Origin of the sequence: Pseudomonas sp. USTB-Z (genome assembly GCF_019691255.1) — a bacterium.
GTDB classification, from domain to species: Bacteria; Pseudomonadota; Gammaproteobacteria; order Pseudomonadales; family Pseudomonadaceae; genus Aquipseudomonas; species Aquipseudomonas alloputida.
Map to the genome: position 1 here is coordinate 325652 of NZ_JAECZP010000001.1, position 25391 is coordinate 351042.

Annotated in this window: 14 protein-coding genes and 1 pseudogene; 10 read left to right on the forward strand and 5 right to left on the reverse strand. The window is 62.2% G+C overall.

Annotated elements, in window-relative coordinates:
• The first annotated feature begins 11 nt into the window (after positions 1-11).
• The 3 genes from I8746_RS01455 (at position 12) to I8746_RS01465 (ending at position 3655) form a co-directional block, all read left to right on the forward strand.
• A complete protein-coding gene (locus tag I8746_RS01455) occupies positions 12-1328 on the forward strand; it encodes a murein hydrolase activator EnvC (protein WP_012053937.1) in 1317 nt (438 codons plus the stop codon).
• A gap of 234 nt (positions 1329-1562) precedes the next feature.
• The gene (locus I8746_RS01460; protein WP_221099860.1) at positions 1563-2879 is read left to right on the forward strand and encodes a S41 family peptidase; all 1317 of its coding nucleotides are present in this window, start codon (positions 1563-1565) and stop codon (positions 2877-2879) included.
• Positions 2880-2887: 8 nt separating this feature from the next.
• The gene (locus I8746_RS01465; protein ID WP_221099870.1) at positions 2888-3655 is read left to right on the forward strand and encodes a divergent polysaccharide deacetylase family protein; all 768 of its coding nucleotides are present in this window, start codon (positions 2888-2890) and stop codon (positions 3653-3655) included.
• 39 nt (positions 3656-3694) lie between these two features.
• On the opposite strand, the gene I8746_RS01470 is transcribed toward I8746_RS01465, so the two are convergent.
• The 3 genes and pseudogenes from I8746_RS01470 to I8746_RS01480 all read right to left on the reverse strand — a co-directional run bounded on the left by I8746_RS01470 (position 3695) and on the right by I8746_RS01480 (position 10444).
• The gene (locus I8746_RS01470; RefSeq protein WP_221099873.1) at positions 3695-8380 is read right to left on the reverse strand and encodes a dermonecrotic toxin domain-containing protein; all 4686 of its coding nucleotides are present in this window, start codon (positions 8378-8380) and stop codon (positions 3695-3697) included.
• A 117-nt stretch (positions 8381-8497) separates the two neighbouring features.
• Complete coding sequence (locus I8746_RS01475; RefSeq protein ID WP_173881252.1) at positions 8498-8962, reverse strand: hypothetical protein; 465 nt, start codon at positions 8960-8962, stop codon at positions 8498-8500.
• Positions 8910-10444, reverse strand: a pseudogene (locus tag I8746_RS01480) (BCCT family transporter). The gene I8746_RS01475 and the pseudogene I8746_RS01480 overlap by 53 nt, the downstream one beginning before the upstream one ends.
• Before the next feature lie 532 nt (positions 10445-10976).
• Between I8746_RS01480 and betI the strand changes: the two are divergent.
• The 3 genes from betI to betA all read left to right on the forward strand — a co-directional run bounded on the left by betI (position 10977) and on the right by betA (position 14920).
• Complete coding sequence (gene betI / locus I8746_RS01485) at positions 10977-11633, forward strand: transcriptional regulator BetI (protein WP_003249185.1); 657 nt, start codon at positions 10977-10979, stop codon at positions 11631-11633.
• Positions 11634-11672: 39 nt separating this feature from the next.
• Entirely contained in the window at positions 11673-13145 is a 1473-nt protein-coding gene (gene betB, locus I8746_RS01490; RefSeq protein ID WP_221099884.1) for a betaine-aldehyde dehydrogenase, read from the forward strand.
• A gap of 77 nt (positions 13146-13222) precedes the next feature.
• The gene (gene betA / locus I8746_RS01495) at positions 13223-14920 is read left to right on the forward strand and encodes a choline dehydrogenase (protein ID WP_221099887.1); all 1698 of its coding nucleotides are present in this window, start codon (positions 13223-13225) and stop codon (positions 14918-14920) included.
• A gap of 42 nt (positions 14921-14962) precedes the next feature.
• On the opposite strand, the gene I8746_RS01500 is transcribed toward betA, so the two are convergent.
• Positions 14963-17113 (reverse strand): dermonecrotic toxin domain-containing protein, encoded by a 2151-nt coding sequence (locus tag I8746_RS01500; protein WP_221099889.1) that lies wholly within the window; start codon positions 17111-17113, stop codon positions 14963-14965.
• A 177-nt stretch (positions 17114-17290) separates the two neighbouring features.
• Here I8746_RS01500 and I8746_RS01505 point away from each other — a divergent pair, with 177 nt between their 5' ends.
• From I8746_RS01505 to trxC, 4 genes are all read left to right on the forward strand, one after another.
• Positions 17291-19033 (forward strand): potassium/proton antiporter, encoded by a 1743-nt coding sequence (locus tag I8746_RS01505; protein ID WP_010955613.1) that lies wholly within the window; start codon positions 17291-17293, stop codon positions 19031-19033.
• A gap of 35 nt (positions 19034-19068) precedes the next feature.
• Positions 19069-22377: a mechanosensitive channel MscK gene (gene mscK, locus I8746_RS01510; protein WP_012053942.1), complete on the forward strand. Its 3309-nt coding sequence runs from the start codon at positions 19069-19071 to the stop codon at positions 22375-22377.
• A 162-nt stretch (positions 22378-22539) separates the two neighbouring features.
• A complete protein-coding gene (gene selO / locus I8746_RS01515) occupies positions 22540-24000 on the forward strand; it encodes a protein adenylyltransferase SelO (RefSeq protein WP_012053943.1) in 1461 nt (486 codons plus the stop codon).
• 130 nt (positions 24001-24130) lie between these two features.
• Positions 24131-24565, forward strand: coding sequence for a thioredoxin TrxC (gene trxC / locus I8746_RS01520; RefSeq protein ID WP_012053944.1), 435 nt, complete (start codon positions 24131-24133; stop codon positions 24563-24565).
• On the opposite strand, the gene I8746_RS01525 is transcribed toward trxC, so the two are convergent.
• On the reverse strand, positions 24562-25335 hold the full coding sequence (locus I8746_RS01525; protein WP_012053945.1) for a ParA family protein: 774 nt from the start codon (positions 25333-25335) through the stop codon (positions 24562-24564). The genes trxC and I8746_RS01525 overlap by 4 nt on opposite strands.
• Between the last annotated feature and the right edge of the window lie 56 nt (positions 25336-25391).

Here is a 25391-nt window from a genome sequence, read left to right on the forward strand (position 1 = left end):
CGCCAAACCCCATGCTTCGCGCCCTGATCCTCCTAGCCCTGTCTTGCCTGCTCAGCCCGGCCTTCGCCGATGAGCGTGCGCAGACCCAGCAGCAACTGGACGCCACCCGCCAGGACATTGCCGAGCTCAAGAAAACGCTGAGCAAGCTCCAGGAAGAAAAGGCCGGTGTGCAAAAAGACCTCAAAGCCACCGAAACCGACATCGGCAACCTCGAAAAGCAGGTGGAGGCCTTGCAGCAAGAACTAAAAAAGACTGAAGGCGAGCTGGAGCGCCTTGATACCGAGAAAAAAAAACTCCAGAGCGCCCGCGTTGAACAACAACGACTGATCGCCATTCAGGCCCGTTCGGCCTACCAGAACAACGGTCGCGAGGAATACCTCAAGCTGCTGCTCAACCAGCAGAACCCCGAGAAATTCGCCCGCACCCTCACCTATTACGACTACCTGAGCAAGGCGCGCCTGGAGCAATTGCGCACCTTCAACGAGACCTTGCGCCAACTGGCCAACGTCGAACAGGAAATTTCCAGCCAGCAACAACAACTGCTGGCCCAGCGCACCGACCTCGACAGCCGCCGCCAGGCCCTGGAAACCGAGCGCGCCAAGCGCCAGCAGGTACTGGCAAAGCTCAACAGCGATGTGAAGGACCGCGATCAGAAGCTGCAAGCGCGCGAACAGGACCAGGCCGACCTGGCCAAAGTCCTGAAAACCATCGAGGAAACCCTCGCCCGCCAGGCCCGTGAAGCTGAAGAGGCACGCAAGAAGGCCCTGCTGGCGCAGCAGGAAGCAGAAAAACGCCGCCAGCAGGAAGCGCTCGCCGCCGCCGCTGCCCGCGACCGGGCCCGTGAACCTGCAGAGCCAGTGGAACCGCCGAAAAAGGCCCGCACCACCCTCGGGCCGATGGTTTCCAGCGATGGCGCGAACTACGGCGGCGCATTTTCTGCTGCGCGGGGCAAACTTCCATGGCCAGTCAATGGTCGATTGCTGGCACGCTTCGGTGATGCCCGCGGTAGCGACGCCCGTGCCAAGTGGGACGGGGTTATGATCAGCGCCAACCCAGGCACCCAGGTACGTGCCGTGCACGGCGGGCGTGTGGTATTCGCGGACTGGTTGCGCGGCGCCGGGCTTCTGGTCATTCTCGACCATGGCAACGGTTACCTGAGCCTGTACGGCCACAACCAGAGCCTGCTCAAGAATGCCGGTGATATCGTCAAGGCCGGTGAAGCCATTTCCACCGTTGGCGACAGCGGTGGCCAGGACGCGGCAGGCTTGTATTTCGCTATCCGCCAGCAAGGCCGGCCTGCCGACCCTTCGCAGTGGTGCCGGGGCTAGGCTCTGTACGAAAAGTCTTGAGACGCAGGTCAGGCAAGGCGAAAACAGCCGAGGAACGGCCGGGGTCGCGCCCGACTGTACTGGAGTACATGAGCATTCCGAGGCTGTTTTCAACGCAGCATGAACAAGTATCAAGGCTTTTCGTACAAAGCCTAGTCACATTTCTACGGCGCAGCCTGAGTGCTGCGCCGATGCTCCCCAGGGAGCGCTTACAGGATCAGGAGTTCGTTCGACATGCTGCACTCGCCTCGTCTCACCCAGCTGGCCCTGTCCATCGCCCTGGCGGTCGGCGCGCCCCTGGCCACCGCCGCAGAGCCGGCCAAGGCCGCCGCAGTGCCAGCCACCGAGGTGACCGCCAAGGCGCCACTGCCGCTGGAAGAACTGCGCACCTTCGCCGAGGTCCTGGACCGCATCAAGGCCGCCTACGTCGAACCCGTAGACGACAAGACCCTGCTGGAAAACGCCATCAAGGGCATGCTCAGCAACCTTGACCCGCATTCGGCCTACCTTGGCCCCGAGGACTTCCAGGAGCTGCAGGAAAGCACCAGCGGCGAGTTCGGCGGGCTGGGTATTGAAGTAGGCCAGGAAGACGGCTTCATCAAGGTGGTTTCGCCAATCGACGACACCCCAGCCTCGCGGGCCGGCGTGCAGGCTGGTGACTTGATCGTCAAGATCAACGGCGCCCCGACCCGCGGCCAGACCATGACCGAGGCGGTCGACAAGATGCGCGGCAAGGTCGGCGAGAAAATCACCCTGACCTTGGTACGCGACGGCGGCAACCCGTTCGACGTGAACCTGACCCGTGCAGTCATTCAGGTCAAGAGCGTGAAGAGCCAGCTGCTGGAGAACGATTACGGCTACATCCGTATCACCCAGTTCCAGGTCAAGACCGGTGACGAAGTGGGCAAGGCCCTGGCCAAGCTGCGCAAGGACAACGGCAAGAAGCTGCGCGGGGTGGTGCTGGACCTGCGCAACAACCCAGGCGGCGTGTTGCAGTCGGCAGTGGAAGTGGCCGACCACTTCCTGACCAAAGGTCTGATTGTCTACACCAAGGGCCGCATCGCCAACTCCGAGCTGCGTTTCTCGGCCGACCCGGCCGATGCCAGCGCAGGCGTGCCGCTGGTGGTACTGATCAACGGTGGCAGTGCATCGGCATCGGAAATTGTCGCCGGCGCCCTGCAGGACCAGAAGCGCGCCGTGCTGATGGGCACCGACAGTTTCGGCAAAGGCTCGGTGCAGACCGTGCTGCCACTGGCCAACGACCGCGCCCTGAAGCTCACCACTGCGCTGTACTACACCCCCAACGGCCGCTCGATCCAGGCTCAGGGCATTGTCCCGGACATCGAGGTGCGCCCGGCCAAGCTCACCACCGAAGCCGACACTGAAAACTTCAAGGAAGCCGACCTGCAGGGCCACCTGGGCAACGGCAACGGCGGCGCCGACCGCCCGACCGGCAGCAGCAAGCGCAAGGAGCGCCCGCAGGATGACGACTTCCAGCTGAGCCAGGCACTGAGCCTGCTCAAGGGCCTGAACATCACCAAGGGCGACTGATCCACCCTATGCGTTATCTGCTGTGTCTGTTGTTTTGCCTGATGGCCGGAATCGCGCAAGCGGCGCCGGCCAACAAGGCCTACATGAGCATCATCATCGACGACCTGGGCCAGAGCCCCGAGCGTGACAGCCGTACCCTGGCCCTGCCCGGGCCGGTGACCATGGCGATCATGCCCGACACCCCGCATGCCACCGACTTTGCCCGCCAGGCGCACAAGGCCGGCAAGACGGTGATCCTGCACATGCCCATGGACCCGGCCACCGGGCCCTATGCCTGGCACCCGGGCATCGCCATCGAAGAACTGGCGCGGCGCCTGGGCGCAGCATTGGTCAAGGTGCCCTACGCCGCCGGCATCAACAACCACATGGGCAGCCGCATGACCGCACAGCGTGAACCCATGGCGTGGTTGATGGGCGAGCTGCAGCGGCGCCATCTGTTCTTTGTCGACAGCCGCACCAGTGCCGCCACGGTCGCCGCAGCCGAGGCTCAAGCACACGATGTCGCGCATGTGTCACGGGATGTATTTCTGGATGACGTGCGCACGCCGGAAGCCATCGACGCTCAGCTGCAACAGGGTATTGCACTGGCCCGCAAGCAAGGCTCGGCCGTATTGATCGGCCACCCCTACCCGCAGACACTAGCGGTACTGGAAAGTCAAATTCCACGGCTCAAGCAATTGGGGATCGAACTGGTCACGCTGCAACAGATGATCGCCACACGTGGCAACCAGGCCATGCCTGCACACGGCAAACATGGCCGTTACAGCAACCGCTAACATTCGCTGATCGCGGCGCTGGGCCACCCGGGCGAATGTTCAGAGGTTGAACGGAATGACATCCTTGGCCTGTGCATAGGTCAGGTTACCCCGATAAATGCTCAGTACCTGCCCCTCGCTCGCCGCCTTCATTTGCTCGCGATACCCCATCTTGCGCTGGCTCCACAGCTTGAGATGGCCTTTGCCAAACGCCGTCGGCGCCGCCTGCGAGTCGGCAAAATGGAAATGCGCGGCCCACAAGGGTTTACCTCGACTCTCACCGGGTGCACGCAACAGGCTGATCCGGTACTCGTCCAGATAGCCATCGGAAACCACCTGCCGAGGCCCGACATATTCCACGGCGAGCAGCCCCTGTTGATGGAGAAAATTGAGCCCTCTGGAACCTGGATAGCGCGTCTTGCTGTAAAGCGCTACCAAACAGTCGCGGCGGGCCTGACGCAACTGAATCAGCGCATCGTCCATGCCCGCCAGCAGCGCGTGCTCGGCGTTGGCATCGCTGAGCTGTTCACGCAGCTCGGCCACTTCGTTGATCTGGCCGTCCAGCATCGACATCAGGCCCATGTCGTCAGCATCCTTGGCAACCAGGGCTCTGGCTTGAGCGATGACATTTTCGTTCTGTGCCAGCATGGCCTCGGCCAGCTCCCGGTTGTTCCTTTCGGACTCCGGCGTAGAAGTCCGCGATGGCTGTTCCGGTTCGCCCGCGGCTACCTCTTCAACCCAGGTGTTTCCCTGTTTCTGGAAGCGATGCAGCGCGCTCTTGTTGAAAGCCGCTACAACTTGCAGCACAGCCTGCCCGTCGACCACTGCTTCGCTGCCAATGACTATCTGACCAGCCCGCGTATGGGCCACCTGCAGGCTCTTTCGTGAATAAACCGCACGACGTGTGCCACGGACCTGCCCGTCCGCCTGCTCGCGCATGGCCTCGACCAACGCCTCACCGGCTATGGTTTTCAGTTCCACCATCTGTTGCTTGTAGGCCTCAAGGCGCTGGACATCGATGAGCTTGCTGCCGAGTGTCTTGATCCGTTCGGCGTTGAGAATCGCCGCGAGGTATTCGTCCCACGCACTTTGCAGCACCTCGATTCGTTCGGCGACAGGCAAGTCACAGAACATCAGCAGATGATGCGTTTGTGCGGCCACCCGCAGACGCTGACTGGCGAGTGCATGGCGGAAGATCATGTAGTGCTGGGTAGGCGTGCCTTTGTGCCACTGCAGGGCCAGCTCGACCAGGCCCATGGCCTGGAAAAACCGGATGTTGATCGTGGTCGTCTTACGGCTCGCGATAATGCTCGAGATGGTCAGAGTGGAATTGATGTAAGGCACTTGCATGTCGATATCGGTGATGGCCAACAGGCGATCCAGCTGGCTGGAGACATTGATGATCCTGGGCTGCTCTTCAAGCAACTTCTCCAACATCGTCCGGAACCTGACATACAACTCGGCCTGTTTCTCTGGCGGTGCGTCATTGAGCGCATTGGTGAGTTGGTCGTATTCCCTGAACCCTCCCAAGGCCAGGAGCTCATCAATGAAGAACATGCCAAAGCTGATCAGGTTCTTTCGGACCTGGCCCAAGAGTATCCGTTGATCTCTCACGCTGCCGACGTGCGTCGAGGCGCTCGACTTGTCAAGCACGTAGGTAATGTTGCGTTCGGCCTCGAGATAATCAAGGAACAATCTCTCGTTCAAGGGCAGGCGCTGGTTGCGCAGCGTATTCGTCTGCTCTTGCAACTGCTGGAACTTGAGCTTGAACAACGCGGTAGCCTGCTCGAATTGCGCACGTTCGTCTGGGTCGGTGGGTGGCGCCTTTTGCAACCGATCCTCGACTTTTCTTACCGGATCACGCAAACCGACAATCTGCTCGCTCAACGCGTTGAAATCCTTCGTGGCAGCCTCCGCGGTCAAGATAAGCCGCTCTATCTCGGCCTGAGCCTTGGCGATCGGCCCGCTAAGCTTCTTGCGCAGTCGCTCGCGGGCCAACTCGCCGGAGCGATCATTGCCACCGTGCAAGCGCGAATTATTGAGGTGCCAGACATCGCCGTCGCGCATCAGGTAGGGCCCAACCGTGCCGTCCGAACCGATGATGCGAAACGCTGCGTTATCAAGGCTGACTCGGTAGACATTACCGTCCAGAGACACATAGAAATCATCCCCAATCCGCACCAGCCCCGCAGCCACGCCCTGCGTCTGCGGTTTACGCCCCTCCAGCGAAACGCTGGCCGCCAACGCCCGCATTTGGCCGCGCTGGGCACTCGACAGGCCGTTGAGCCCCCCAGCCCCACGCCAGGAAAAGTCGAGGTGGGTGTTGGCCATCGCCTGCAGGCTGTCGACCGAGACGCTGGGCTCCCGCGTCGCGGTGGAAAGGTTCGCCAGCTCGATCCCATCGCCTGCAGCTGGCCCCTGGAGCAGCGATGGCGGCAGGTCGCCAGAGACGGGCGGGGCTGCCAGTTTCGGCGTCTGCAGGTGTATCAGCGCCAGCAAGGTGTTGTTCAGCACATCGACCATCGCCTGGATGCGCTCGTCGAAATGTGAACTGGCCAAGCCATGCACATCGTTGATCAAGCTGCGCATGCCGATGTAGAGCCAGGCAACCGAGGTGAGCGGCCCCGGTAACACCGGAAACACAACATTCAGCAGTTCCCAGGAAAATGCCGTGACCAGCCGCCAGCGCACCTCGCTGTTGCTCATGGCGCTGCGATCCGCCAGCTCCAGCAACATCCGGCCCTTGGCTTCGAACATCTGCCGATCCACGTCCCGCGCCCAGAATTGCAGCGCCAACTGAACAGGCTGCGGTTTCTCCGGGAGGGTGTAAGGGTCGAGCAGCCATTGGGGCAGGTGCGGCTCCCGGAAGCCGCCATTATCGTAGACCGCGCGCTGAGCTTGCTCGATCCACAGCAGCACACTGTCCTGCAACGCCCCCGGGCGGCTGATCGCATCCAACAGTGCCTGAGCGCTGCCGAACTGAATCAGCGCCTTTTCGGTGTACAGCGGGCAGTACAACAGATGAACACCCAACTCGATGATTTCGATCACGTAGAAACCATGCGCCACGTCGACCCTCTCTGATGTCGGCGAGCGTTTGAACGCAAGCGGTGCAATGCGCACAGCGGCTGCACCTTCTTGGCCGCTACGGCAGAATTCTGCCAGGGCGCCGTAGGCGAACTTGTCGAGCCGTTTGACGGCACGCGCCCGCGCAGCATCGAACATCAGGGTGATACGCCAGCGTATGGCAAATGCCGAGATGTGTTCGGCCCTGCTCGCCGAGCGATCGATCATCGACTGTACATGACGTGGATAACTGCCGCCGATGTCGACTCGCTGTACCAGCTCACGGACGTAATCAATGGTCATCCACTTCATGATCAGCTGGTTTTCACGGTGCGCGATGTGTGTCACCACCCCTCCTGCGGTGGCATCCAGGCGGCCGATCGCCAACTGCGTCAAAGTCAGCTTCTTGTCGCCGGTCTTCTGGCCGAAGCCCAGCCCGTGACCGTCACTGACAAAGCTCTCGACAGTGAGGATAAGGTCATCAGGAAAGTAATTGGCGTCCACCGGGTGGTCATGCAGCATCTCCTCGCGCAGGCGCGTCGCCGCATAGGTGTGCAAGTCCGGCAGACCGTCCTGAATGCCCTGGGCTGGGGTGCGCTGTTGCAGTAGCGACAAGTCGAGCATGGCTTGTAGGTAGGCGGTCTGGCTATCCATATCGGCTCGCGACAGGCCCTTGGGAAGCGCCAAGCCCAGCCCACCGGAGCCATAGTCACTGAACTCGGCAAAAAAGGACGCGGGGTCGCAGGCCAAATGGCAGTAATGCTCCAGTTGGTCGACGCTGTCGATCGCACTCCAGCGCAGGCGGGCCACGCGCTCGAGCAAGATTTCCAGCAACAAGGCGCTGTACAGGGCGAAAGCGTCGCCCTCCACCGTCAGGCCTTGCCAGCTCAACTCATCAAACCGGTAACGTCCCGCCATCTGCATTTGCAACGCCGAGCCGAACGCAGCCTGGGCGTCGAAACTGCGGACCAAGCCTTCGGGAGAACACCAGAGTGTCAGTTCGCGAACTTCACTGGAGGCGGTAATCAGCAAGCCGGGCAACAGCTCATGGAACGTGTCTTTACCCTCACGTAACGCCACCCGCACCAGTTGCACATCGAGCCCGGTACGGTTGCCCATCATCAGGTCACGCAGCAGCTTGCGTTGTTCGTCGTCCAGCGCTTCGTCCTTCAGGCCGTCGAGCAGGTTGGCGCGCAACAACTGCTGCAACCACAGGTCCCGGTCGATCGTGGCGTCGCCGTTCCAATAGTCGATCTGCGCTTGCTGGAAGTGCCAAAGCAGCATCGGCAGCAACGCGTTGAGGCCATCGGTCAGGCGCGCGGGTTCGATCAAATCGCCCTCAGCAGTTTCGAAGCTCGACTCGATGGCGAAAAAGCGCCGGGGCGGGTTCAGGCTAAGGCGGTAGTCACCCGCTGGGGTGAGGTCCAGTGGTTTAGCCTCAAGCAGGGCCTGCAGCACAACATCCACCAGCGGCTGAGGGTGCCAGACACCATCCGGCTGCATGGACATCAGGTACAGCGGTGCAGCCGAGGTCATTTCAGGGCGATGCACGCCAACCAGAGGATAGTGCTCCAGGATCACCTTCATGATCTGTTCACCTGCGACCTGCCGGAATGCAGGACGGCTGGCGAACTGGGCGGCGACTGCGTGATTGAGGTTGTGCGCGTGAGTGGCGGGCATGACCAGGACTCGTTGTGGAATGAACCACAAAGCGTCCTGGAGATGTTATCGAATGAGGTGCTACATATTGCTGCTGGCAAGCCGCGACACCTGGCAGTGCGGCGGCCTGCCGGGAAGTCAGCTATAGACGCGGCCAAGCACCTGGCGATGGCTCTCGAACTGATCGAGCACATCACGCACGATCTGGTCTGGGGCAAAGCCCATCAGGTCGTACTCCTGACTGCCGTCATGCAGGTAGACCTCGGCGCGGTAGAAGCGCTGGCGCAGTTCAGGCTCACCCTCGACCGGCGCCTCGCTCGACGCGGCCATATAGCCGTCAAGGCTCACTTCGTAGACGAAAGGGTTGCCTTCTTCCATCATCACCCGCAAGCCCATCAGGTTGCGCGACTGGCCAACGCGGGTTTCCACCTCGAAGCCCTGCGTCTGCAGCTGTGCAGCGGCTTCTTTCAACGCCGGGCTGACCTGCTTGTCCATGAAGCGCTGTACCACGGCCTGGGTCGGCTGCAGTTCCAGCTGGGTCAGGCGCTCGCTAAAGCCGCGACGGCCACGGGCGGCCAGTTCGGCGCGCTCCTGCTCGATCACCACGTCCTGCTTCATGGCCTTGTACAGGCCGAACATGAACAGCACCAGCACCACCGAGAATGGCAGGCCCGCCAGCACGACCATGGTCTGCATGGCTTCGAAGTTACCGGCAAACAGCAGGCCGATCGTGACCAGGGTGATCACCACGGACCAGAACACCACCATCCAGTGCGGGGCATCCTCGTCGACCTTGCCGCCTGTGCACGACAGGTTGGCCATCATCACCGCGCCGGAGTCGGCCGGTGTGAGGAACAGCACGAAACCGACGAACACTGCCACACCAATGACGATCTTGGCTGCCGGGAAGTATTCCAGCAGCTGGTAGATCGACATCGATGGCTGTTCCAGCGCAGTCTTGCCCAGCTCCACGGCGCCCTGGTTGATTACCAGGTCCAGTGCGGTGTTGCCGAAGATCGACAGCCAAGCCAGGGTGAAGCCCAGCGGGATCAGCAGCACACCCATCACCAGTTGGCGCACGGTGCGGCCCTTGGAAATACGCGCAATGAACATGCCGACGAATGGGCCCCAGGAGATCCACCAGGCCCAGTAGAACACGGTCCACAGGCCCAGCCAGCGCTCCGACTTGCCGGCTTCGCCTTCATACACATAGAGGTCGAAGGTTTTCAGCACGATGCCGTTCAGGTAGTCGCCGACGTTCTGCACGAAGCCGTTGAGTAGGTGCAGGGTTTCGCCGCCCAGCAGCACGAAGATCAACAGGCCGCTGAACAGCATGATGTTCAGGTTGGACAGGCGGCGAATGCCGTTTTCCACACCCGATACCGCTGCCACGGTAGCCACGCCAGCCATGACCAGGATCACCACCAGCAGGTTGGTCTTGCTGTGGTCCATGCCGAACAGGTATTCCAGCCCGGACGACACCTGCATCGCGCCGATGCCCAGGTTGGTCACCAGGCCCAGCAGGGTGACGAACATGCCGAAGATGTCGACAGCGTTGCCGGCAGCGCCCTTGACCCAACGCTCGCCCACCAGCGGGTACAGCGCCGAGCGCAGTGCCAGCGGCTGGTTGTGGCGGTAGGCAAAGTAACCCACCGCCAGGCCCACCAGGGCATAGATCGCCCAGCCGTGCAGGCCCCAGTGCAGGAAGGTCAGCTGCAGGCCCTGGCGCGCGGCCTCGAGGCTGGCCGGGGTGCCCTCCGGTGGGTTGAAGTAGTGGTCCAGGGGCTCGGAGGCGCCGAAGTACAGCAGCGAAATACCGATACCGGACGAGAACAGCATGCCGGCCCAGGCGCCGTAGCTGAAGTCAGGCTGGTCGTCCTTGCCACCCAGCTTGAGGCTGCCGTAGTCGGAGAAAGCCAGGTAGACGACGAACAGCAGGTATCCGCAGATGACCAGCATGTAGTACCAGCCAAAGGTGCGCGTCAGCCACTTCTGGGCCACGCCCAGCACCTGGCCGGCGGTTTCGGGTACAGCGATCAGCAAGGCAGTCAGAACAAGGATCATCAGCGCGGAGGTGAAGAACACCACGCGGTTGACCCGTACCCTCTCGGCGGGGGGCTTGGTAAGTGAGGCAGAACTCATTGCACGAATGCTCCGGGCAGTGCGGCTGTGGAGGCTAATCAGTCTTTCCCGAGCAATTGGTGGAATATCCCCACTGCATCAGGTGTTATAAAAGAACCCTGGAAACCGTGATCCCGAATCGATACGTTGCCAAAAACAGACAGGTGGCCTGCTGAAAATGCCACGCCTCAACGGAGGTGCGCGCATTCGTCACAGGTCACCCCGCCCGCTCCAAGGGCCTGTCGCAGGGCCAATGGCCGTACGGCAGAATCTGCATTTCGCATCGCTCATGCCCGTCAACACCTTGTATTCCGGGGGTTACGCGATTTCCTGGGGTGTCAATCCGTGCCGTCTCGACCGCCTGAAAAACTGTCAATGGCACAAATTGTCGCAGAGCTTATTCTTTATTGATTGAACGTTCAATCAAAACAAAATAGACTGGCCTTCGCCGAGTCAGCCGCCTGTCGTCTGCTCGCAGGCCTGAGGAGATAGCAAGATGCCCAAGGTCGGTATGCAACCCATCCGGCGCCAGCAGTTGATCGAAGCCACATTGCAGGCGGTCGATCAGGTCGGACTGGGGGACGCCAGCATTGCGCTGATTGCCCGTTTGGCCGGTGTGTCGAACGGCATCATCAGTCACTACTTTCGGGACAAGAACGGCCTGATCGCAGCGACGATGGGTTACATCATGAGCATGCTCAACGAAGGCGTCAGAGCACGTCGCCAGGCCCTGAAAGACGACAGCCCGCGCGCCCACCTGAAAGTGATCATCGAGGGCAACTTCGATGCCAGCCAGGTAAACGGCCCGGCAATGAAAACCTGGTTGGCCTTCTGGGCTTCCAGCATGCACCAGCCCGATTTGCACAGGTTGCAGCGGATCAACGACCACCGCTTGTATTCCAACCTGTGCTGCCAGTTCCGCCGCGCCCTGCCGCTCTACCATGCGCGCAAGGCAGCCCGCGGCCTGGCAGCCCTGATCGACGGTCTGTGGCTGCGTGGCGCCCTGTCGGGTGATGCATTCGACACCGATCAGGCAATACGGATTGCTTACGAATACATGGATCTACAACTGGCTAAGCAGCACACCCTGGGCACCAACGACCAGGCCGCTGAACAAGCGCGCACGGCACTTGCCAACCCGGCAGGAGCGTGACGCGCAAGCCAAACCACACACTGCACTTGCGAGGACACTATGGCCCGTTTCGGAACGCAAAAACTCTACATTGATGGCGCTTACGTCGACGCTGGCAGCGATGCCACGTTCGAAGCCATCAACCCGGCTACCGGCGAAGTCCTCGCCCACGTGCAACGTGCTACCGAGGCTGACGTCGAGAAAGCCGTCGAAAGCGCCGAGCGTGGCCAGAAAGTCTGGGCTGCGATGACTGCCATGCAGCGTTCGCGCATCCTGCGCCGCGCCGTCGACATCCTGCGCGAGCGCAACGACGAACTGGCCATGCTGGAAACCCTGGACACCGGCAAGTCGTACTCCGAAACCCGCTACGTCGACATCGTCACCGGCGCCGACGTGCTGGAATACTACGCAGGCCTGGTACCGGCCATCGAAGGCGAGCAGATCCCGCTGCGCGAATCGTCCTTCGTCTACACCCGCCGCGAGCCGCTGGGCGTAACCGTGGGTATCGGTGCCTGGAACTACCCGATCCAGATCGCCCTGTGGAAATCTGCCCCGGCCCTGGCCGCTGGCAACGCGATGATCTTCAAACCGTCGGAAGTCACTTCGCTGACCACTCTGAAACTGGCCGAGATCTACACCGAAGCCGGCCTGCCAAACGGCGTGTTCAACGTTCTGACCGGCAGCGGCCGCGAAGTCGGCACCTGGCTGACCGAGCACCCACGCATCGAAAAGGTTTCGTTCACCGGCGGCACCACCACCGGCAAGAAGGTCATGGCCAGCGCCTCGAGCTCGTCGCTCAAGGAAGTCACCATGGAACTGGGCGGCAAGTCGCCATTGATCATCTGCGCCGACGCCGACCTGGACAAGGCCGCCGATATCGCCATGATGGCCAACTTCTACAGCTCGGGCCAGGTCTGCACCAACGGCACCCGCGTGTTCATCCCGGCTGAAATGAAGGCGGCCTTCGAAGCCAAGATCGCCGAGCGCGTTGCCCGCATCCGCGTTGGCAACCCGGAAGACGAAAACACCAACTTCGGCCCGCTGGTCAGCTTCCAGCACATGGAAAGCGTGCTGGGCTACATCGCCAAAGGCAAGCAAGAAGGTGCCCGCGTGCTGTGCGGCGGCGAGCGTCTGACTACCGGTGACTTCGCCAAAGGTGCCTTCGTTGCCCCGACGGTGTTCACCGACTGCACCGACGACATGACCATCGTCAAGGAAGAGATCTTCGGCCCGGTGATGAGCATCCTCACCTACGAAACCGAAGAAGAAGTGATCCGCCGTGCCAACGACACCGACTACGGCCTGGCCGCCGGCGTCTGCACCAACGACATCACCCGCGCCCATCGCATCATCCACAAGCTCGAAGCCGGTATCTGCTGGATCAACGCCTGGGGTGAATCGCCGGCCGAAATGCCGGTAGGTGGCTACAAGCAGTCGGGCGTCGGCCGTGAAAACGGCGTCAGCTCGCTGGCTCAATACACTCGCATCAAGTCGGTCCAGGTCGAGCTGGGCGGCTACAACTCGGTTTTCTAAACCCTGTCTAGCCCCGCCCGTGCCACCGCGCACGGGCGTACCCGCTCCCCGATCACCGCCAACACGAGGGTACTTTCATGTCCCAAGAATTCGATTACATCATCGTCGGTGCCGGCTCGGCCGGTAACACCCTGGCGACCCGCCTGACCGAAGACGCCGGCGTCACCGTATTGCTGCTGGAAGCCGGTGGCCCCGACTACCGCTTCGACTTCCGCACCCAGATGCCAGCCGCCCTGGCCTTCCCGCTGCAAGGCCGCCGCTACAACTGGGCCTACGAGACCGACCCGGAACCTTACATGGACGGCCGCCGTATGGAATGTGGCCGTGGCAAGGGCCTGGGTGGCTCGTCGCTGATCAACGGCATGTGCTACATCCGCGGCAACGCCATGGACTTCGACGGCTGGGCAGAACTGCCAGGCCTGGAAGACTGGACCTACCTCGACTGCCTGCCGTACTTCCGCAAAGCCGAAACCCGTGATATCGGCCCTAACGACTACCACGGTGGTGACGGCCCGGTCAGTGTCGCCACGCCAAAGGCTGGCAACAACCCGCTGTTCCACGCCATGGTTGAAGCGGGTGTGCAAGCCGGTTACCCGCGTACCGAAGACCTCAACGGCTACCAACAGGAAGGCTTCGGCCCGATGGACCGTTCGGTGACCAAGAACGGCCGCCGCTCCAGCACCGCCCGTGGCTACCTGGACCAAGCCAAGAAACGCCCGAACCTGACCATCGTCACCCACGCCCTGACCGACCGCGTGCTGTTCGACGGCAAGCGCGCCGTAGGCGTAACCTACCTGGTCGGCGACAGCGAAGAACGCGTGGAAGCCCGCGCCCGCAAGGAAGTGATCGTCAGCTCTGGCGCCATCGCTTCGCCGCAGTTGCTGCAGCGCTCCGGCGTCGGCCCGCGCGCCCTGCTGGAAAGCCTCGACATCCCGGTTGTGCACGACCTTCCGGGCGTTGGTGAAAACCTTCAGGACCACCTGGAACTGTACCTGCAGTACGCCTGCACCCAGCCGGTATCGCTGTACCCATCGCTGCTGTGGTGGAACCAGCCGGCCATCGGTGCCGAGTGGTTGTTCAATGGCACCGGCATCGGCGCCAGCAACCAGTTCGAGGCCGGTGGTTTCATTCGTACCCGCCCTGAGTTCAAGTGGCCGAACATCCAGTACCACTTCCTGCCGGTTGCGATTAACTACAACGGCTCCAATGGCGTGAAGGAACATGGCTTCCAGGCGCACATGGGCTCCATGCGCTCGCCTGCCCGTGGCCGCATCCAGGTCAAGTCGAAAGACCCGCGCCAGCACCCGAGCATTCTGTTCAACTACATGTCCACCGAGCAGGACTGGCAGGAATTCCGTGACGGCATTCGCCTGACCCGTGAAATCATGGCCCAGCCGGCGCTGGACCCGTACCGTGGCCGCGAAATCAGCCCGGGCGCCCACGTGCAAACCGACGAAGAACTGGACAAGTTCATCCGCGAGCACGCCGAAACTGCCTTCCACCCGTCCTGCTCGTGCAAGATGGGCACCGACGACATGGCGGTGGTCGACGGCGAAGGCCGTGTGCACGGCATGAAGGGCCTGCGCGTGGTCGATGCCTCGATCATGCCGCTGATCATCACCGGCAACCTCAACGCCACCACGATCATGATCGCCGAGAAGATTTCGGACAAGATCCGTGGCCGCAAGCCACTGCCGCGCAGCACCGCCAAGTACTACGTGGCGGGCGATGCGCCAGTGAAAGGCAAGCCGATGCGTGAAGTGAAGCAGGGCTGAGGCCTTGATCAGGGGCCGCTCAGCGGCCCCTTTCACGTGCGCTCAGGAGGGCAGCGCAAAGAATGTGCGCATCAACGAATCATCCTCCGTGCCCAGCCGCATCGCCAGTGCCTGGCGATCGAACAGCGTGCCTGTGCGCATATCACGCACTGCCTTCCCGCTTGGCGCCTGCGCCAGTGCCTTCAGGCGCACCTCGGTAAAGCGATAATTGTGCCCTTGAACGGCCGTCACCTTTTCCACTTGCAGGTAGCGCCCGGGCATCATCAAAGACTCCGCCTCATCCGGTCGCCTTGAAAAGGGCCCGATAGGCGTCGCCTGCATATCCTCGCCCGGCTCCAACACATAAACCAACGCGTTTTCATCAAAAACATCCCTGCCACTGATTTGAGCCTGCGGGTCGTTGAAAACCTCCCAGAGGGCATAGGGGTTTTCAGTGAATGACGTGAAGTCGGTGGTCACCAGCACGTCACCCACTTCAATGGCGCCCTCACCAACTGCCTGAAAACCCGTGCCCCGCAGGCTGGAGGCAGCCCGATACAGCCTCACTTGATTAGTCACGCCGATTTGCCCAAGTGCGTGAGCGAGCGCATGGCTGCGCTGGATATGCGCGGCGCGCGTGCCCTCTAGCGGCATACCCCGCCACAGGTTGTTATAACGCTCCGGCGAGCTGGTGTACTCGGCAATGGCGGGCGAGCCAAAGCCGTGCTCATCGCGAAAGACGGGGTAGGGTTCACTGAAGGCATCCAGATACTCGCCATTGGGCCCCAAGGCATCGAGATCAGCCCAAGGTACCGCGCCCAACAGAGCTTGCTGGCGGGCCAGCGCCTGATCCGACACCGCCAGCAATTCATCCGCCGCCGGGGCCATGTAAAGCCCCCAGTCGACCTTGGCGGCAGAGGCTTGCGCCTGGCCAGCCACCCGCGGGGGGACGTGGCCATCGGTAAACAGCTCGCTGGCTCGCAGCATGGCTATATCAAGCAGGATGAACAGGATATCCGTCAGTACTGACCACCATGCTGCTGTGCGCCAGCCCTGCTTGCCATTGATTGCCCGGTCCAGATGCAGCGCCAGGCTGGCGGTGCCCAGACCGAGCGATGCCAATATCACTGGCCAGCCAAACGGCGCCATCGGTGCTAGCACGAAGCTCGCCGCTTGCACGCCCGCCAGCCACTCCGCCTTTCGCAGCTGGGCATTGGTGGTGAGCCGTTCGTGAGCGTCGCGGGTCAGATCATCCATCACCGCATCACGTAGACGAACGAACAGGTCCCCTCCAATGGACGGCCCCAAGATGGCGGTGTCACCTCGCGACTGTGCGAGCAACTTGAAGTAATTGCGTAGTCGCGGGCGTAGCGACTGCGCCAGTACCCCGTCCCCGACGAACAGCCTGACCAGCCGCTCTCGCCCCACCGTCGTGGCGGCCTGGTCAGCCATCCACTCCTGAAACGCATGACGATCGTCGAACACCTGCACCACAGCCTGAACATCGGCAAGGTAGAGGCACAACCTGCCAGTCTTCAGCTTGCGCAAGAACATCAGCTTGGCGCTGATACCGCCGATGACAAGCGCGTTCCACCCAGATTGAGCACTCCCTTCCCGGGCCAGTCGCAAGGCTTTTACGGTAGTCGGCAGTGCGGGTGCAGCGAGCGTCACCCCCATTAGTTCCTGGCGCTCAGGTTCGCTCAACCCAGATTGGCCCACAGCAGCAATGAAGCGGGCGCGGGCCAGGACACAATAGTCTTCGCCATGCCGTGACCGAAACGTGCTCAGCGCCTCGGTGTAGCGCCCTGCAAAGTCCAACCGCCAGAACGCCGTCAGTACTTGCTGAGGGTCGAGCCGCACTTCGTTGCGTTCGTCGTAAACTGCGTGGCTGGCATCCACCCTGTAGAAGCCACCATAAATACTCAACTCGTCAGCACTGGCCTGCTGCTGCGGGCTGAATCGCTGGATGACCAGTTCGGTAAAGCTCAAAGAGCGTCGTGGCGGCCCACTGTGGCGCCAGCCGGTGAAGCTCAACGCACTGCTGGCCGCCGACTGGAACTCGTGCCAATAAAGGCCGTCCGGATCCAGCCAGTACCCCAGTTGGCGGCGAAGCACATGGCCCGCCGCCTGGCGCGCCAAACTGTGCAAATCAGGAAATTGCCCGAGCAGGCGCTGGGCCACCTGGGCGAGAGAAATGGTTTCTTTGACATTCATGTCACTTGGCTGCCTGACAGTGGGCAAACCATTACAGCCGCAAGCCGCAGCGACGATGCGGTATCGCTTTACAGCCTGCGTCGGCCTCAGGTTAGAATCGATTGGCACGCGACCTGCTAGCTTTTGCTGGAAAATGCGCTACCACGTCCCTTCCCCGCTGTCTCGGAGTACCTGCCTTTGGATGCAAGCACCATCAACAGCCTGTTCCTGATCGGCGCATTGCTGGTGGGTGCAAGTATCCTGGTCAGCTCGCTATCGTCGCGCCTGGGCATCCCTATTCTGGTCATCATCCTCGCCGTCGGCATGCTCGCCGGTGTCGATGGTGGCGGCATCATCTTCAACAATTACCCAACCGCCTACCTGGTGGGCAACCTGGCACTGGCCGTCATCCTGCTTGACGGTGGCCTGCGTACGCGGGTGGCAAGCTTCCGCGTGGCGCTGTGGCCGGCGCTGTCGCTGGCCACGGTCGGGGTGATGATCACCACCGCCCTCACCGGCCTGATCGCCGCCTGGCTGTTCAACCTGAGCCTGATTCAGGGCTTGCTGATCGGTGCTATTGTCGGCTCCACCGACGCCGCTGCAGTGTTCTCGCTGCTCGGCGGCAAAGGCCTGAACGAGCGGGTTTCCGCTACCCTCGAGATCGAGTCGGGCAGCAACGACCCGATGGCGGTGTTCCTCACTGTCACCTTGATCGACATGATCGCCAGCGGCGAGACCGGCCTGCACTGGAGCCTGCTGGGCCACTTGCTGCGTGAGTTCGGTATCGGCACGCTGCTGGGCCTGGGCGGCGGCTGGCTGATGTTGCAACTGGTAAACCGTATCAATCTGGCCGGCGGCCTGTACCCCATTCTGGTAGTGGCCGGCGGCCTGGTAATGTTCTCGCTGACCAACGCCCTGCATGGTAGCGGCTTCCTCGCTGTTTACCTGTGCGGCCTGGTGCTGGGCAACAAGCCTATCCGCAGCCGCCACGGCATCCTGCACATGCTCGACGGCATGGCCTGGCTGGCGCAGATCGGCATGTTCCTGGTGCTGGGGTTGCTGGTCACGCCGCACGACCTGCTGCCTATCGCCCTGCCGGCACTGGGCCTGGCGCTGTGGATGATCCTGGTGGCGCGGCCACTGTCGGTGGTCGCGGCCCTGCTGCCGTTCAAGGCTTTCCATGGCCGCGAAAAGGGCTTCATTTCGTGGGTCGGCCTGCGCGGCGCGGTACCGATCATTCTGGCGGTGTTCCCGCTGATGGCGGGCCTGCCAGACGCCCAGCTGTTCTTCAACCTGGCCTTCTTCATCGTGCTGGTGTCACTGCTGGTGCAGGGCACCAGCCTGCCGTGGGTGGCCAAGCTGCTGAAAGTGACGGTTCCGCCAGACCCGGCGCCGATCTCCCGCTCCGCCCTGGAAGTGCACATCACCAGCGAGTGGGAAATGTTCGTCTACCGCCTGGGCGCCGAAAAGTGGTGCATCGGTGCCGCCCTGCGCGAACTGAAAATGCCCGAAGGCACACGGATTGCCGCGCTGTTCCGTGGCGAGCAACTGCTGCACCCGTCGGGCAGCACCGTGCTGGAAGTGGGCGACATGCTCTGCGTGATCGGCCACGAGCACAACCTGCCGGCCCTCGGCAAATTGTTCAGCCAGGCGCCACAGCGTGGCCTGGACCTGCGTTTCTTCGGCGACTTCGTGCTTGAAGGCGATGCCGAACTGGGGGCGGTGGCAGCGTTGTATGGCCTGAAGCTCGATGGCCTCGACGCAAAAATGCCGTTGGCGCAGTTCATCCGACAGAAGGTCGGAGGCGCTCCAGTAGTAGGGGACCAGGTCGAATGGCATGGCACGATCTGGACCGTGGCAACCATGGACGGGAACAAGATCCAGAAAGTAGGCGTCAGATTCCCCGAAGGAACGCGACCCGGACCAGGATTGTTCCTCTAAACTTCGTTTCAGCCGGATCCACAAGTAGTCTGCCTATGTCCCTGCGCGTGTACCTTCGCACAGCCCTGCTCGGGTTGTGCCTGTCCCTTTCTTTTGCGGCTAGCGCGGCAGAAGCCCCGACCACCGCCAGTGTCCAGAACAGCCTCGACAAGATCGCCGAGCGCAAGCTGCCCGAGGCAGACCAGAAGGCGCTGCAGCAGGTGCTTGAACAAACGTTGAGCCTGCTTGCTGCCAAGGAAGACAACGAAAAGAAACTGGCTGCACTCAAGCAGCAGCTGAGCAGCGCCCCCAAGGAGACCAGCGACAGCCAGAAGGAATTGGCCAGGCTCAAGGAAACCAAGGCACAACCGGTGGCACAGCGCTACGCCAACCTCACCGTGCCACAGCTTGAACAGATGCTCAGCGAACGCAACACGCTGCAGGGCGAGCTGCAAAAGGCGTTGTCTGAAGCCAATAGCCTGATCATCAACTCGCAAACCCGCCCCGAGCGCGCCCAGGCCGAGATCAGCAGCAGCCAGACCCGCACCCAGCAGATCAACAACATCCTCAAAACCGGCAAGGACGGTGGCAAAGCCATCAATGCCGACCAGCGCAACCAGCTCAACGCCGAGTTGGCCTCGCTCAACGCGCTGACCCTGCTGCGCCGCCAGGAACTGGCCGGCAACAGCCTGCTGCAAGACCTCGGCAATGCGCGTCACGACCTGCTGGTCGAGCGCGCTGCGCGCCTGGAGCAGGAAATCCAGGACCTGCAGACGCTGATCAACGCCAAACGCCTGGCCCAGTCCCAGGAAGCCGTCACCCAGCAGTCGATTGAGGCTCAGAAGGCCGGCGGCAGCAGCCTGCTGGCCACTGAAAGCGCGATCAACCTCAAGCTTTCCGACTACCTGCTCAAGAGCACCGACCGCCTTAACGAACTGACCCAGCAGAACCTGCGCACCAAGCAGCAACTCGACAGCCTGACCCAGGCCGACCAGGCGCTTGACGAGCAGATCAACGTGCTCAAGGGAAGCCTGCTGCTGTCGAAGATTCTCTACAAGCAGAAACAGACCCTGCCGCACCTGAAGGTCGACCGCGACCTGGCCGACCAGATCGCCGACACCCGCCTGTACCAGTTCGAAGTCAACCAGCAGCGCGAGCAGATGAGCAGCCCGGTCACCTACGTCGACAAGCTGCTGGCGGCGCAACCGCAGGAAGATGTGACCCCGCAGCTGCGCAAGGCCCTGCTGGAAGTGGCCATCACCCGCAGCGACCTGTTGGAGCGGCTGAACCGCGAGCTGTCGGCGCTGCTCAACGAATCGATCACCCTGCAGCTCAACCAGAAGCAGCTGCTGGGCACCGCGCAGAGCCTGCGCACCACCCTCGACGAACAAATGTTCTGGATCCCCAGCAACAAGCCGCTGGACTGGGACTGGCTGCAATACGTGCCGGAGCGCCTGGCCGACCAGGTCGCCAACCTGCCGTGGGGCTCCAGCCTGAAAGAGCTGGCCGATGGCCTGAGCCAGCGCCCGTTGCTGTTCCTGCCGCTGCTGTTGGTGATCGGCGCGCTGTTGTGGCGGCGCAAATACCTTTACCAACGGTTAGGCAAAGTGCACCAGGATATCGGCCACTTCCGCCGTGACAGCCAATGGCACACGCCCCAGGCAATCCTAATCAACATTCTGCTGGCGATGCCGGTCAGCCTTGGTCTGGCGCTATGCAGCTACGCCCTGCAGATCGACGCCCGCGGGCAGAATGCCAACCTGGGCGCCGCACTCTGGCAGCTGGCCCAGGCCTGGCTGGTGTTCTATACCGCCTACCGTATCCTCGCACCCGGTGGCGTGGCGGAAGTCCACTTCCGCTGGCACAAACCGCAGGTCGAGTTCCTGCGCGGCTGGGTTCGCCGCCTGGGCACCGTGGTGCTGGCACTGGTCGGCGTGGTGGCGGTGGCCGAGCACCAGCCTTCGGCATTGGCAGACGACGTGTTGGGCATCGGCGTGGTGCTGACCTGCTATGCGCTGATGGCCTGGCTGCTCAGCCGCCTGCTGCTCAGCAGCCCGGCACACCGTGACACCTCGCTGTTCCGCAGGGCGGTGGGGGTAGCGTTCACCGCCCTGCCCATCGCCCTGTTCGTCGCCGTGTGCTTCGGCTACTACTACACGGCACTGAAGCTTACCGACCGACTCATCTACACCCTGTACCTGCTGCTGTTCTGGCTGGTGATCGAGGCTGCCTTCGTGCGCGGCCTGTCGGTGGCTGCACGACGCCTGGCCTACCAGCGTGCGTTGACCAAACGTGCGGCAGCCAAGGAAGGGCTGGATGGCGAAGTCATCACCGAAGAGCCAACGCTGGATATCGAACAGGTCAACCAGCAGTCGCTGCGCCTGATCCGCCTGGCCCTGCTCGGCGGCTTCATCGCCGGCCTGTACTGGGTATGGGCCGACCTGATCTCGGTGTTCGCCTACCTCAACAATTTCGTCCTCTACGAATACACCAGCGGCACCGGCGCCGCCGCCAGCATGGTACCGATCAGCCTCGGCGACCTGCTCGGCGCGCTGGTGATCGTCGGCATCACCTTCGCCCTGGCCGGCAACTTGCCAGGCTTGCTGGAAGTACTGGTGCTGTCTCGCCTGAACCTGGCCCAGGGCAGTGCCTACGCCACCACCACGCTGTTGTCGTACACCATCGTCGGCATCGGCATCGTCAGCACCCTGTCGACCCTGGGGGTGAGCTGGGACAAGCTGCAATGGCTGGTGGCTGCGCTGTCAGTAGGGCTGGGCTTCGGCATGCAGGAAATCTTCGCCAACTTCATCTCCGGCATCATGATCCTGTTCGAGCGCCCGGTACGGATTGGCGACACCATCACCATCGGCAACCTATCGGGCACGGTAAGCAAGATCCGCATCCGTGCCACCACCATCACCGACTTCGACCGCAAGGACATCATCGTCCCCAACAAGACCTTCATCACTGGCCAACTGATCAACTGGTCGCTGACCGATACGGTCACCCGGGTGACGCTGAAGCTGGGCATCGACTATGGCTCAGACCTCGACCTGGTGCGCGACCTGCTGCTCAAGGGCGCGCATGAGAACCCACGCGTGCTCAAGGATCCGGAACCGATCGTGTACTTCCTCAACTTCGGCGAGAGCTCGCTGGACCACGAACTGCGCATGCACGTGCGCGACCTGGGCGACCGCAACCCGACGCTGGACGAGATCAACCGCTACATCAACCGCGAGTTCAAGGCCCACAACATCAAGATCTCGGTACGCCAGGTAGAGGTATTCCTGATGGACGCCAAGGGCAGCAAACAGCAATTGATTCCGATGGAACAGCCGAAATTGGATGGCACTGCTTCGGCCTGAATGGGCTCGAATGCTTTATTCTGTGCAAGATGGCTGCGAGGGCTTTGCCCTCGTTCGCGGGTAAACCCGCTCCTACATCGGGCGCTGGCCGCTGTGGGGGCGGGTTCACCCGCGAGGGGCCGCCAAGCGGCCCCATTGGCACCGATTCCAAGGAGCAGTCCCGTGAAAGCCCTCGACCAACTCACCTTCGACAACCGCTTCGCCCGCCTGGGCGATGCGTTCTCCACCCAGGTGCTGCCCGAGCCCATTGCAGACCCGCGCCTGGTGGTAGCGAGCGAGTCGGCCATGGCCTTGCTCGACCTCGACCCCGCCCAGGCCGAGCTGCCGGTGTTCGCCGAACTGTTCAGCGGCCACAAACTGTGGGAAGAGGCCGACCCTCGGGCGATGGTTTATTCCGGCCACCAGTTCGGCTCGTACAACCCACGTCTGGGCGACGGCCGTGGCTTGCTACTGGCCGAAGTGCTCAACGACGTAGGCGAACACTGGGACCTGCACCTCAAGGGCGCCGGCCAGACACCCTACTCCCGCATGGGTGACGGCCGCGCCGTGCTGCGCTCGTCGATTCGCGAGTTCCTCGCCTCCGAAGCCCTGCACGCCCTGGGTATCGCTACCAGCCGGGCACTGTGCGTGATCGGTTCCAGCACCCCGGTGTGGCGCGAAACCCGTGAAAGCGCGGCCATGCTGACGCGCCTGGCGCAGAGCCACGTGCGTTTCGGTCATTTCGAGTACTTCTACTACACCAAGCAACCCGAGCAGCAGCGCGTGTTGATCGACCACGTGCTGGAACAGCACTATCCCGAATGCCGTGACGCCGAGCAGCCTTACCTGGCCATGTTCCGCACCATCGTCGAGCGCAATGCCGAACTGATCGCCCGCTGGCAGGCGTATGGCTTCTGCCACGGCGTGATGAACACCGATAACATGTCGATCCTCGGCATCACCTTCGATTTTGGCCCCTATGCGTTCCTGGATGACTTCGACGCCAACTTCATCTGCAACCACTCCGACGATCGAGGCCGCTACAGCTACGCCAACCAAGTGCCCATCGCCCACTGGAACCTCAGCGCGCTGGCCCAGGCACTGACCACCGTGATCGAAGTTGAGCCACTGAAGGAAGCGTTGGGCCTGTTCCTGCCGCTGTACCAGGCCCATTACCTGGACCTGATGCGCCGGCGCCTGGGGCTGACCACCGCCGAAGATGATGACATGGCGCTGGTCGAGCGCCTGCTGCAGTGCATGCAACGCGGTGGCGTGGATTACAGCCTGTTCTTCCGCAAACTGGGTGAGCAGCCGGTGGCTGAGGCGCTGAAGGTGGCGCGCGATGACTTTATCGACCTGGCCGGTTTCGATGCCTGGGGCGCAGACTACCTGGCCCGCTGTAGGCGTGAACCCGGCAATGCCGAAGGCCGCCGTGAGCGGATGCATGCGGTGAACCCGCTGTACGTGCTGCGCAACTACCTGGCGCAGAAAGCCATCGAAGCGGCCGAGGCGGGTGATTACAGTGAAGTTCGACGGCTGCACCAAGTCCTGACCAGGCCGTTCGAGGAACAGCCCGGGATGCAGGCCTACGCCGAGCGACCGCCGGAGTGGGGCAAGCACCTGGAAATCAGCTGCTCTTCCTGATTAGCGCCGAATCCTGTGGGAGCGGGCTTGCCCGCGAAGCAGGCAACGTGATGGATTGCACCGGCTTCGCCGGTGTTCGCGGGCACGCCCGCTCCCACAAGGAAACCGTGAACCCAACACCGGAGATGAAATGACCGACCCACTGGTAATCCCCTGCCCCCACTGCAACGGCCTCAACCGCCTGCCCGCCGAGCGCCTGGGCGATGCGCCGAAATGCGGTCGCTGCAAACAGGACGTGCTGTTGAGCACCCCTTTCGAGCTCACCGAAGCCAGCTATGCCAGCCAGATCAAAGGCGACCTGCCGCTGCTGGTCGACATCTGGGCCGACTGGTGCGGCCCGTGCAAGTCATTCGCCCCCACCTTCGAAGAGGCCTCCCGCAAGCTTGCTGGCCGCTGCCGCCTGGCCAAGCTCGACAGCGAAGCCAACCGTAACCTCGCAGGGCAACTGGGCATACGCTCGATCCCCAGCCTGCTGCTGTTCAAGAACGGCCGCGAAATCAGCCGCCAGGCCGGGGCGTTTCCACTCCAGTCCCTGCTGGAGTGGCTGCGTAACCACGGGGTTTAAGCATTCTCCTCAAGCAGCGAATGCAACTCGACAAACTGCAGAGTCAGCTTGTGCCGCGGCTCCAGGTGAATCAGCGGCAGGCTGGCGTGGTGCGATTCGCGCATTTTCACCGAACTGCCCAAGTACACCGGCAGCACCGGTAACCCTTCGGCCAGCAGCTCGTCGAGCATCTGCTGCGGCAGGCTGGCACGTGACTGGAACTGGTTGACCACAATGCCTTCGACCACCAGGTCTTCGTTGTGGTCTTCCTTGAGGTCTTCGATCTCGGCCAGCAGGCCATACAGGGCCTGGCGCGAAAAGCTGTCGCAGTCGAAGGGGATCAGCACGCGATCGGCAGCGATCAGCGCAGAAACCGCATAGAAATTAAGCGCCGGCGGGGTATCGATGTAGATACGCTCGTAATCCTGGTCCAGCTCGTCGAGCAACTTGCGCAGCTTGTTGATCTTGTGTTTTGCCTCCAGCTTTGGCTGCAGGTCGGCCAGCTCGGCAGTGGCGGTGACCACATGCAGGTTGTCGAATGGGGTTTCGTAGATATCGACCTTGTTCTTCTTACTGAACGGCCCGCTGGAAAGGCTTTGCTTGAAGAAGTCGGCGATGCCCATGGGGATGTCCTCGCCGGTCAGGCCGGTGAGGTATTGGGTCGAGTTCGCCTGGGCATCCAGGTCGATCAACAAGGTCCGGTAGCCTTCATTGGCACTGACCGCCGCCAGGTTGCAGGCAATGCTCGACTTGCCCACGCCACCTTTCTGATTGAACACCACGCGCCGCATGATTGACCTCCGTGTATCAACGAATGCCCGAGTATGTGGCGGCAGTGGGGCAATGA